Here is an 11,460-nt window from a genome sequence, read left to right on the forward strand (position 1 = left end):
GCCGGGGGCTACCGGGAGAGCAGGACCGCTCCCGCGGCCGCCGCCGCGGCCAGGATGACGAGGGCCAGGACCGCGCAGCCGAGGTTCGCCTCCACGGACCCCCGGGTGGCGGCGAGGGCCGGTGTGAAGTCGGCCGGGTTGTCGGGCGCGTAGTGGATCACGACCTCCTGGCCGTACACGGCGGTGGTGTCGGACAGGTACGAGGGCTGGTAGCCGGTGACGGCCGTCCCCTCGGGGGTGGTGAAGGAGTAGACGGGTGTCCGGCTGGTGCGGAGGTCGCCGTCCGCGTCGGTCTCGACGGTCCTGAGGACGGCGATGACGCGGCCCGTCGCGGACGCCATGGCGTCCAGCTCGGCGAGACGCTTCCTCATGCGCCGCCGCTCCCCGGGCAGGTGGAAGGCGGTGAGGACGGTGAGCGGCCCGCAGACCGCGACCAGGGCCCACGGCCAGCCCCAGTCGATCGAGGCGACGACCACCAGCCCGACGTAGATCAGCAGGACGGCGGAGTTCGGCAGGCCGAGCCCGCGCCCGCCGTCCTGGGGGCTGTTGGTGAACCGGAAGGCGTGCGGTCTCCCCGGTCGGTAGCGGATTCCGACCTCCCGGCCCACCCAGGCCGTGGTGATCAGGTCGCCGGTCCCGGTGTCGTTCGTGACGACGAACTCCTCGCCGGTGGAAGGGTCCCGGAAGCGGACGACCACCGCGATCCCGTCCTCCTGGGAGCTCCCGTGCCGCGGCTCCCGCACCCGTTCGATCCGCCCCGTCACCCGTACCGTCCGCTGCGCCCGGGTCAGGCCGGCCAGCGACCGCCCGTACCCGACCAGCGCGACGAGGCCGAACGCCCCGCACCACAGCGCCAGAACTCCGTGCCAGTTCATCTGCGTCCCGTTCCTGTCCGTGGTTCAGTGCGCCGAGGTGCGCCGCAGCACCCGGCCCTGCCCGTCCGCCTCCAGCACGGCGGCGCCCCCGGGCCCGGTCACGCTGACCGTGATGGTGACGGGGCCGTCGGTGCGGAGGACGGTGATGCTCCAGGTCTGCGGGGCGTGGACGCCGAGGGTGGTCCTGGCCTCCTCGACCAGGGCGGGGAACCGCTCGTAGGGCAGCGACTTCGGGTCGAACTCGCGGGCCTTCGTGCCGGCCGAGGAGAACGTCACCGCCAGCAGGTTGTCCGTCACCTGGAGGGTGGTCACCGGGCCGTACTCGCCGTTCCGGGTCACGGAGTCGATCGACCGGCCCAACGCGCCGTCGTCGAGGAAGGACTGGCCGGCGCCGAGCACGACGGTGCCGGACCCGCCCGTCACCACCTCGGCCGACCACGAGGAGGAGACCGAGGGGTCCGCCGAGGAGGACGGCGGTTCGGCGGGCTGCTGCTCGAACAGGTCCGCGCGGAACAGGAAGACGACGGCCGTGGCGGCGAGCAGCAGGCCGAGGAGCCCGACGAAGCCGACGGCACGGCTCTCGGGAGGCTCGCTCAGCCTGGTCGCCTCGGGTGCGGAGTCGAGTCGGGCTCCGGCCGCCCGCTCCTCCCACTCCGGGGTCGGCCGCTTCACGATCCGCATGTCCGTCGGCCGGTCCGGCGGGTAGCGGACCACCAGGACGGTGCGGGGCACGTAGTCGGGGAGGTCGGCGACGTTGATGTCCTGGGTGAGCTCCACCCGGAACGCGGGCCCGTCGTCCGGTACGACGGTGAGGTCGAACCGCACCGCCCGGTCGGTCACCTGGCCCTCGGGGACGGTCCGGCCCTCGACCACCGCCAGCGCCGTACGCGGGACGACGGCCGCCTCCCGCGCCCGCCGCGGCCAGCCGGCGAGGAGGTACAGCAGGCCGTAGCCGATCGGCACGCCCAGGCCGCCGACGAGCAGCGGCACATTCTCCAGGACGACGCCGACGACCAGCCCGGCGAGCGAGCCTCCGATGACGCCACCCGTCAGGAAACTGCGGGCGAGGGCGATCGGCAGGTTGCGCCTGGGCGGCACGCCGGGGGTGATCGTCATACCGGTGATTGTGCCGGGCTGAGGGGCCGGCCGATAGGCCTTTGTGCCGTCACCAGTGGGGAGTTGCTGGCGCCGGGCCCTGCCGGACGGGCTTCGGCCTCGGTCGGCTACTCGTCATAGACGACCGTGAAGTCCCTTTCGGCCGTGGCGAATTCGGCCAGCTGGCTGCGGAGCAGCGCGGCCGAGGACGGGACCTCGCGCTCCAGCTCGGCCCAGCCGGTGAAGCGGAGCTCGCGGGGCATCGCGACCAGGCCGGTGATCGCGTCCCAGAAGGCGTTCCAGTTCCTGCCGTAGAACGCCGGGAAGCCGAGTTCGCGCTTCAGGACGGCGTGGAGGCCGCTGTCGTCGCGGACGGATCCGACGTCGATGGTGACGAGGCGGGGCACGCTCGGTGTCGGGTCCTCGGTGGCGCCCGGGAAGGACGGCAGCCACCAGCACCAGACCGACCGGTCCTCGGGCCAGGGGCGGCCTTCCTCGTCCGCCCGGTCCTCGAAGACGTCCGTGGCCAGGTCGATGGGCCGCCAGGCGGGGTCGAGCGGCTCGTCGGGCGTCGGAGGCCGGACGAAGCGGCGGCCGCGCTGGTCGCAGGCGCCGTACTCCTGGACGTTCCGCTGGGCCCGCACCAGCGAGACGCTGTTGGCGCCGCGCGGCAGGAGCGGCCGGCGGAGCTGGGTCGGGTCGTCCTCCCAGGAGCAGACCGGGCAGACGACGGACGAACCGGGCCACCCCTCCCGGACGTCGAAGACGAGATGGCCGCAGCAGGGGCAAGGCCGACGAGTGTCCACCCCGGTAGTCTGGCCCGCCGTCCCGGCCGGTGGCGACCCGGTTTCGCGCGGCCGTTCGTCAGCCTTCCGTTCTGCTCCCCAACTCCGCTGCAACTGTGTGCAATCGGCTCGGGGGCGGCGGCGGTGCGCGGCTACGCTTCTCGGTAGGAGCCGCACGGGGAGTGCGCCGTCCACCCCGACAATTCCCAGGCAGGTGAACCATGCCCTCAGTCATGCCGTCCAGCAGCGCGGTGGCGGTCCGCAAGGAGGTCGCCGACCGGTTGCGCGAGCTGTGCCGCGACGCCGGGTTCAACGGGCGCGAGCTGGCGCTCCGGGCCGGCTGGCACCCCTCCAAGTCCTCCCGGATCATCAACGCGCTGACCTCGCCGTCCGACGAGGACATCCGCACCTGGTGCCGGCTCTGCGGGGCGGAGGAGGAGTCGGCCGACCTCATCGCCGCGACCCGCTCCGCCGAGTCGATGTACGTGGAGTGGCGGCGGCTCCAGCGCACCGGGCTCACCCGGCTGCAGAACTCCTACGTACCGCTGTTCGAGCGCACCAGGGTGTTCCGGGTGTACAGCTCCTCCCTCGTCCCCGGGTTCCTGCAGAGCCGGGGCTACGCAACGGCGTTGCTCTCCGCCATCACCCGTTTCCACGGCACCCCCGACGACGTCGCCGACGCGGTCGACGCCCGGCTCGCGCGCTCGCGGATCGTCCGGGAGGGCGGGCGGCGGTTCGCCCTGCTGATGGAGGAGTCGGTCCTGCGCCACCGGATCGGGGACGCCGGGGTGATGCGCGGGCAGCTGGAGGACCTGCTGGCCGCGACCGCGCTGCCCGCCGTCTCGCTGGGGGTCATCCCGGCGGGCGCGGAGCGGGAGGTGTGGCCGCTGGAGACCTTCAGCCTCTACGACGGCGAGCAGGTGGAGGTGGAGACCCTCACGGCGAGCCTGACCGTCACCCGGCCCCGCGAGATCGCCCACTACCTGGACGCCTTCGAGAAGTTGTCCGGTACGGCCGTGTACGGCGACCGGGCCCGGGCGCTGATCGGTTCGGCGCTCGACACGCTCGGGTGACGCCGCGGATACCACGGTTCGGTGATCGGCAAGGGAGGATGACCACGAACCACCTATCCGAGCGAATCTGACGGTGCATCAGTTAGCATCCGGTCACTCCGGACCATGATGCGGTCAGCATCCGTTACGGAAAAGGTGGTTCGCATGGCCAGTATCAGTGGGCAGCCGATCCCGGCGATCACCGAGGCGACCCTCACGGAGATCGCCGACAGCGGCCTCCGGGGCCCTGGCAACACCGTCAACCAGGCCGTCGTCGACCTCGGCAACGCCCTGGTGGCGGCCGTCCAGGGCGACGAGAGCGTCCAGCTCCCGCCGGAGCTGGCCGAGCTGGTGGCCCAGGTGCGGCGGATCGCCGAGGTCGAGGTCACCGGGATCCCCGTCGAGGAGAACCTCAAGCTGTCGGCGTTCACCATCAAGCTGCACGGCGACGAGCAGCGCCCGGTCGTGATCCTGCCCGCGGGGTGGAACCCGCTCGGCTGGCTGCCCTTCGTCTACGCCTACTTCAAGCTGGCGCTGCGCGGCTACCACGTGCTGACCTACACCCCGCGCGGCCTCGGCTACCCGGGCTGGATCTCCACCTCCGGGGGGCACATCGACGTCGCCGGGCCCAAGGACTGGGCCGACGGCTCGAAGGTCATCACCTACGCGGAGGGGCACTTCAGCCCGAGCAAGGTCGGCTTCCTCGGCGTGTCCTACGGCTCCGGGATCAGCCAGCTGGTCGCCGCGCACGACCGGGACGAGCGGGTCAAGGCCGTGGTCGCGCTGAGCACCTGGGGCAACCTGGCCACCAGCCTCTACGCCAACGACACCCGGCACGTGGAGGCCGTCAAGGTGCTGGTCGGCTTCACGGGCGGGGAGCGGGACGACAAGTTCGACGAGGAGGCCCTGGACATCCTCGACAAGTTCGACCAGAACCGCGACCTCGACGACGTGGTCGCCTGGGGCACCGAGCGCTCGCCGGAGACATACCTGGGCAAGACCAACGAACTCGGCATCCCGACCTACATCTCCAACACCTGGCACGAGACCCTCTTCCCGGTCGCCCCGGTGATCGACGTCTACAACCGGCTGACCGTGCCGAAGCAGCTGAACCTGTGGATCGGCGACCACGGCGCGCCGGAGGGCGCCGGACTGTCCGGACTGCTGACCCACCTGCCGTTCCCCGGTCTGGCGGAGCCCCTCCGGGAGGCCTACGAGTTCCTGGACCACCACCTGCTGGGTGCCGACAACGAGGCGCCGAACCGCCCGCGGGTGACCAACCAGGTCATGTTCACCTACAAGACCAAGCCGGTACTGGGCGGCGGGCGGCGGATCACCGAGGCCGCCCGCCGGGAGGGCCACGACTCGTGGGCGGACGTCACCACCGGCACGGAGGCCTGGTACCTCACCGGCGTCAACGGCGACGGTGACGGCGCGCTGGCCGACAAGCAGGCCGCCGGCTGGTCGCGGAGCTTCACCGCCGGCCTGGAGACCAAGGCCACCGCGGTGGACGAGGTCATGAAGACGGGCCAGAAGGAGTGGACGGGCAACCCCCGGAAGTACGTCCTGGCCGAGTTCGAGCGGGAGAACCTGCTGGTCTGGTCGACCGACCCGCTGACCGGCAGCGACGGGGTGGCCCGCCGGATCCGGGGCGCCGCGGCGGTCCGGCTGACCGTGCGCAGCACCGAGGAGGCCGCCACCCTGGTGGCCTACCTGTTCGACGTCGCCCCGGACGGCACCGCGCGGATCATCACCCACGAGCCGTACACCGCGCTCGGCCTGACGCCCGGCCAGGACACCACTGTCGACTGGGAGCTCCAGCCCGCCGCGTACGACGTGCCGGTCGGCCACCGGGTGGCGCTGGTCGTCAACAGCCGGGACCAGCTGTACTCCTACGCCGCGGAGCAGGGAACCATCACCATCGGCTCGCCGAACGGGCACGAGTCCCGGCTGGAGCTGCCGCTGGGCTGATCCGCTCGCCGCTCCTGCCCCGGCCCGTCGCCCTCGTGGCGGCGGGCCGGTCGGCGTCCGTCAGGCCGTGCTCCTGGCGGAGGTGCCGCGCAGCAGCAGCGCGATGAGGACGGCGAGCAGCGCGCCGACGGCCGCCAGGCCCCACAGCACGGAGTGGAAGGCGGAGTCGTAGGCGTGCGCGAGGAAGTCCGTGAAGGCGCGGTGGTCGGTGGCGCCGGAGAGTTCGGCGGCGCCGGCGAGGTCCCCGCCGGCCGTCCGGTCGGCGACCTCGCCGGCCCGGGAGGCGCCCGGGTGCGCGCCGATGCCGTCGGCGACCCGGGTGCCGAGCACGGTGGCCAGCGCGGAGCCGTACACCGCGACGGCGACGGCCTCGCTGCCCAGGCGCAGGGTGTTGAGGAAGCCCGCCGCCATGCCCGCCTTGGCCGGGTCGACCAACTCCAGCGCCTGGCCGTCGACCAGGCCGGCCGACAGCCCCATTCCGGCGCCGGTGATGAGCATCGGGGCGGCGAGCAGCAGCACGGTGGCGGAGGGGGAGAGCAGGGTGAGGGCGAGGTCGCCCGCGACCAGGCAGGCCAGGCTGAGGAGGACCAGGGTGAGCGGGCGCATGCCGTGGGCGACCAGCCTGGCGGCGAGCATCGGCAGGACCAGTACCGGTGCGGTGAGCAGCAGCATCAGCAGCCCGGCGGCGCCGGTGCCGCGGCCGGTGACGGCGGTCAGGTAGCTCGGCAGGTAGGTGAGCACGGTGACGAAGCCGAAGGAGGCGGCCACCGGCACCAGGCAGAGGCCGAGGAAGCGGCGGTCGCGCAGCAGGCCGAGGTCCAGCATCGGGTGGGCGCTGCGGTGCTCGACGGCCGTGAAGACGCCGAGTACGGCGACCGCGCCGGCGAACAGGCCGAGCACGCCCGCACTGCCCCAACCCCACTGGGAGCCCTGGACGATGGCGGTGGTGAGCAGCACCATGGCGAGCACGAACAGCGCGCTGCCGGGGACGTCGATCCGCCCGCCGCCGGCGCCGCCGCTGCCGCCGGGTGCGGCGGTCACGGCTCGGGCGATCACGGGCAGCGCGAGCAGGACGAACGCCAGGGCGACGGCGTGCACCGCGAACACCCAGCGCCAGCCGAGGCCCTGCACCAGCACGCCGGCCAGCGACGGGCCGAGGGCGACGCCGGCCCCGGCGACGGTGCCGAACAGCGCGAAGGCCCGGGCGCGGGCCGGGCCGTCGAAGACGGTGGAGAGGATCGCCGCACCGCAGGAGAAGATCGCGGCGCCGCCGATGCCGGTGAGGGCGCGGGCGGCGTCCAGCCAGAGCACGTCGGCGGCGACGGCGCTGGCGAGCGAGCCGAGGGCGTAGAGGGCGACGCCGGCGGCGAAGGCCCTGGCCCGGCCGATGACGTCGGCGATCGAGCCCCAGACCAGGGTGAAGCAGGCGAAGGCCACGTTGAAGGCGTTGACCACCCACTGGAGCGGGGCGAGGTCGGCGTGGGTGCCGGCGCCGATCCGGGGGAGGGCGACCGCGGTGCCGGAGATGGACATCGGGACGACGAAGACCGCGAGGAGGACGGCGGCGAGGACGGGCGTGCGGGCGGGGCGTCGCCGCTGGTCGGGGGCGTCGGACGGCGCGGCCTGCATGGCCTGCGTCGGCTGTGCGGCCTGTGTGGGCTGCGTGCTCAAGGGGGCGTGACTCCAGGCTTGAACCGGCCACGGGGTGGCCAGGTACGGATTTGATCGAACCTAAAGCTGCCATGGCGCCGAGGTACGATGCAACCCATACCTTGCGGAGGAGGAACCGATGCCCGACGCCGAAGGCCACCCCTCGACCGGGGAGATGGACCTGCGCACCGTCCTGGGTGCGCTCGCCGACCCGCTGCGCTACGGCGTGGTCGCGGCCCTGCTGCGGGAGGGCGAGGGGGCGGCGCGCACCTGCGCCTCGTTCAACCTCCCGGTCTCCAAGTCCACCCTCACCCACCACTTCCGGGTGCTGCGCGAGTCCGGCCTGATCCGCCAGGTCGACCGCGGCAACAGCCGGGCCGCCACGCTGCGCCGCGAGGACCTCGACCAGCGCTTTCCGGGGCTGCTCGACCTGGTCCGCGCCGACTCCTGACGGCGGGGGAGGCCCAAGCGGAGGTCAAGGAACCTTGACCTCCGCTTGGGGCCGTCCAGGGCTGACGGCGTGTCAAACTGTGCGCCCCGCAGGCCGATGAGGAGAGTTCGGTGGATCTGGCGCGCCCCCTGATCGAGGACTTCCCCGCCCACCCGGACGGCGATCCCGCCGACGCCCTGGCCCGCGCCGTCCGGGCCCGCCGCACCGCCCTCGGTCTCACCCTCCCCGACCTCGCCGTTCGCACGGGCCTCCCCGAGGCCGACGTCCGGGCCGTCGAGGCGGGGCACGCGAGGCCGACACTGGCGCTGCTCACGGTGCTGTCGCGCGCCCTGCGGAAGGTGTAGCCGGGGAGGATTTCAGACCGGCTCGTAGGAGGTCCGGCGGACCAGGGCGCGGGCGTGGGGGGAGTCCATGGGGTGGGCGAAGAGGTACCCCTGGCCGAGCGGGCAGCCCATCGCGGCGAGCAGGTCGCGCTGGTCGGGGTGCTCGATGCCCTCGGCGATGACCTGGACCCCGAGGGTGTCGGCGATCCGGGTGATGCCCTCGACCAGGGCGTACTGCTGGGGCGAGTGGCCGAGGCCGTCGATGAAGGACTTGTCGATCTTGAGCAGGGAGATCGGGAACTCGCGCAGGTAGGACAGCGAGGAGTAGCCGGTCCCGAAGTCGTCGATGGCGATGCCGACACCGAGTCCGGACAGCGTGGCCATGTCGGCGTGGACGCGGTCGTCGCGGCGCATCAGCACCGATTCGGTGAGCTCCAGGACGAGGGTGTGGGGGTCGATGCCGGTGGCGGCCAGCGCCCGGCGGACCACGTCCACGAAGCCGGCGTCGCGGAACTGGCGGGCCGAGACGTTGACGTTGACCCGCAGCGGCGGCCGGCCGGCGGCCGTCCGCGCCGCCGAGCTCGCGGCGTGCCAGGCGGCGACCTCCTGAGCGGCGCGTTCCAGCACCCAGGCGCCGAGCGGGACGATCTGGCCGCTCTCCTCGGCGAGGGCGATGAACTCGTCGGGCAGCACCATGCCGCGCCGGTCGTGCGGCCAGCGGACCAGCGCCTCGAAGGCGACCAGATCGCCCGTGCGCAGGTCGACGATCGGCTGGTAGTACAGCTGGAAGGCCGATTCGGCGATCGCCGAGTCGAGGTGCTCGTTCAGCTCGTGCCGCTCCACCATGCCGGTCTGGAGGGCCGGCCGGTAGTGGCGCCACTGGCGGCGGCCGGCCGCCTTGGCGGAGTAGAGCGCGAGGTCGGCGTGGGTGAGCAGCTCGGTCGCGTCCACGCTGTCCTCGGTGGTCGCCACACCGATGCTGGCCGTCACCCGCACCGTGCCCGACGTGAGCTTGAACGGTTCGGCGAACACCGCCAGCACCCCGGACGCGATGGTGTCCACGTCGGCGGGCCGTCTCGCGTCCTCCACCAGGACGGCGAACTCGTCGCCGCCGAGCCGGGCGGCGGTGTCCGAGGCGCGCAGCGCGGTGGAGATCCGCAGCGAGACGGCGACCAGCAGCTCGTCGCCGACCGCGTGCCCCTGGGTGTCGTTGACCACCTTGAAGTCGTCCAGGTCGATGAAGAGCACCCCGGTGACGGCCCCGCTGCGCTCGCCCCGGGAGAGCGCGTGCCCGACCCGGTCCTGGAACAGCACCCGGTTGGCCAGGCCGGTCAGCGAGTCGTGGAAGGCCCGGTGGGTCAGCTCGCGCTCCATCTGCCGCTGCTCGGTCACGTCGCGCAGGGTGAGCACCAGGGCGCCGACGGTCGGGTCCGCGCGCAGGTCGTCGGAGCGGACCTCGGCCTCGATCGGGGTGCGGTCCTGGCGCAGCAGCCGCCAGTGCTCGCGCGGCTGCTCGCCCCGGGGCGGCTCGGCGGTCCCGCGCATCCGGGCCAGCGCCTTGCCGACCTCCCGGCTGTCCTCGGGCGGGACCAGGTCGGTCAGCGGGGTGCCGGCCAGGTCGGGGCGGCCGAGCACCGTCGCGGCGGACGGGGAGGCGTAGCGCACGCCGTCGTCGGCGTCGAGGATCAGGATGACGTCGCTGGCGTTCTGCACCAGGGTGCGGAAGTACAGCTCGCTGTTGCGCTGGGTGACCTCGCGGCTCAGCACCACCCGCTCGACCGCGAGGGCCGCCTGCGCGGCGAGGATCTCCAGCGAGCTCCAGAGGCCGGCCAGCTCCTGCTCCGTCCCGGTGACGACGAGCGCGCCGATCAGCGGGTCGCCGGAGGGGCGCTCGGCGAGGGTGAGCGGGCAGACCAGGGCGTACGGCATGCCGCCGAGGCGGGCGAGGAGGCCGCCGTCGGCCGGGGTGGCGGCCGGGTCCAGGCCGAGGGAGCCGACGGGCAGCAGCACGGTCTCCCGGGCGGTGGCGAGCTCCAGCACCCGGTCGGACTGCGCGGTGTCCCCGGGTGTGGGCCGGGGGGTGTCGCTCCCGGCGTGCCGGACGTGCAGCACCCCGGCCTCGGCGACGGAGAGCAGGGCGACGTGCCCGGCCTCGGCCGGCATCAGGGTGGAGGCGGCGGACTGGACGGCGTCCGCGACCTCCCCCACCGTGACGGCCGCGGTCAGCCGGGCGCCCGCCTCGCGCAGCGCCCGCTCGCGGGCCACGGCCTGCCTGCGGGCGGAGACGACCACCGCCAGCCGGGCCAGCACCAGCAGGTAGAGCACCGCCGAGAAGGCGCCGATCACGCCCGCGTTGCTGGTGTTGCCGGCCAGCGCCTCGATGATCAGGATCGCCGGGGCGATCAGCGAGGCCAGGGTGAGCAGCACCAGCCGGGCGGTGCTCAGGTCCGGCTGCTGGGTCGGCACCGGCCGGGTCAGCTCGACCATCGACGGGTGCAGCGCCGCCGCGCCCCAGGCGGTGTAGAAGGCGGCCCAGCCGAGTTCGACGGGCGTGCCGATGTGCCAGGTGCCGTGCAGCTGGATCAGCCCGTACAGAACGTCGGAGACCATGATGCCGAGCGAGCCGACGGCGAGCAGCTGCAGGGAGCGGGAGTTGCCGCCGCGCGGGGTCAGCAGCCGCAGCAGCAGGGCGAGCACGACCACGTCGCCGAGCGGGTAGGCGATCGAGACGGCCTTCTGGAACCAGTCGAGGTCCGGGTTCCGGGCGTACGGGAGGATCAGGTAGATCCAGGCGAGCAGGGCCAGCCCCATGGTGGGGACGAGGGCGTCGAGCAGCCCGGCGCGGTCCTGACGGGCCGTGCGCCAGCGGATGAAGCCCAGCACGCCGACCGCGTACAGCACGTACTCGGCGAGGTAGAAGCCGTCCGCGACGGACGGGAACGGGTTGGGCACGTGCAGGATGTCCAGCTGGACGGCCTGCACCACCTCGCCCACCGTGAAGCTGAGGTTGGCGAGCGCCAGCACGTACCAGTAGCGCGCGTGCGCGGGACGGTTGAGGCGGACGCCGACCACGATGGCGGCGACGCCGCCGAGGCCGATGCCGGTCCACCAGATGATCCGCTGGCCGGGATTCGCGTAGTAGATGCCGGTGAACAGCACCATCCAGAGCAGGTAACAGACCATCAGGTGTTGTCGCCGGCGAGTCAACGAGGCTACCTCCTCCACGACATCACCCCGCCGGTCGGGCGGGGGAGTTCG

At 73.2% G+C, this 11,460-nt stretch carries 9 protein-coding genes; 4 read left to right on the top strand and 5 right to left on the bottom strand.

All coding sequences use genetic code 11. The annotated features are described in order from the left end of the window. Positions 1–8 precede the first annotated feature (8 nt). The 3 genes from AMK13_RS24715 to AMK13_RS45125 form a co-directional block, all read right to left on the bottom strand. Positions 9–875 (bottom strand): DUF3592 domain-containing protein, encoded by an 867-nt coding sequence (locus AMK13_RS24715; protein ID WP_074004127.1) that lies wholly within the window; start codon positions 873–875, stop codon positions 9–11. A gap of 24 nt (positions 876–899) precedes the next feature. After that, positions 900–1,991: a hypothetical protein gene (locus tag AMK13_RS24720; protein ID WP_074004128.1), complete on the bottom strand. Its 1,092-nt coding sequence runs from the start codon at positions 1,989–1,991 to the stop codon at positions 900–902. Between the two features lie 107 nt (positions 1,992–2,098). Further along, positions 2,099–2,776: a CPCC family cysteine-rich protein gene (locus tag AMK13_RS45125; RefSeq protein ID WP_074004129.1), complete on the bottom strand. Its 678-nt coding sequence runs from the start codon at positions 2,774–2,776 to the stop codon at positions 2,099–2,101. A gap of 212 nt (positions 2,777–2,988) precedes the next feature. Between AMK13_RS45125 and AMK13_RS24730 the strand changes: the two genes are divergently transcribed. Then, positions 2,989–3,828, top strand: a complete 840-nt coding sequence (locus tag AMK13_RS24730; protein WP_241853021.1) for a helix-turn-helix domain-containing protein — start codon at positions 2,989–2,991, stop codon at positions 3,826–3,828. 144 nt (positions 3,829–3,972) lie between these two features. Continuing rightward, complete coding sequence (locus tag AMK13_RS24735; RefSeq protein WP_074004131.1) at positions 3,973–5,778, top strand: CocE/NonD family hydrolase C-terminal non-catalytic domain-containing protein; 1,806 nt, start codon at positions 3,973–3,975, stop codon at positions 5,776–5,778. Positions 5,779–5,838: 60 nt separating this feature from the next. Here AMK13_RS24735 and AMK13_RS24740 read toward each other — a convergent pair whose 3' ends face one another. Continuing rightward, the gene (locus AMK13_RS24740) at positions 5,839–7,407 is read right to left on the bottom strand and encodes an MFS transporter (protein WP_074004132.1); all 1,569 of its coding nucleotides are present in this window, start codon (positions 7,405–7,407) and stop codon (positions 5,839–5,841) included. A 160-nt stretch (positions 7,408–7,567) separates the two neighbouring features. Here AMK13_RS24740 and AMK13_RS24745 point away from each other — a divergent pair, with 160 nt between their 5' ends. Further along, on the top strand, positions 7,568–7,879 hold the full coding sequence (locus AMK13_RS24745; protein ID WP_074004133.1) for an ArsR/SmtB family transcription factor: 312 nt from the start codon (positions 7,568–7,570) through the stop codon (positions 7,877–7,879). A gap of 110 nt (positions 7,880–7,989) precedes the next feature. Further along, positions 7,990–8,223, top strand: a complete 234-nt coding sequence (locus AMK13_RS24750) for a helix-turn-helix domain-containing protein (protein WP_074004134.1) — start codon at positions 7,990–7,992, stop codon at positions 8,221–8,223. Between the two features lie 12 nt (positions 8,224–8,235). On the opposite strand, the gene AMK13_RS45130 is transcribed toward AMK13_RS24750, so the two are convergent. Then, positions 8,236–11,409 (bottom strand): putative bifunctional diguanylate cyclase/phosphodiesterase, encoded by a 3,174-nt coding sequence (locus tag AMK13_RS45130; protein WP_143204623.1) that lies wholly within the window; start codon positions 11,407–11,409, stop codon positions 8,236–8,238. Between the last annotated feature and the right edge of the window lie 51 nt (positions 11,410–11,460).

The organism is Streptomyces sp. CB02056 (assembly GCF_001905545.1).
Lineage (GTDB): Bacteria > Actinomycetota > Actinomycetes > Streptomycetales > Streptomycetaceae > Kitasatospora.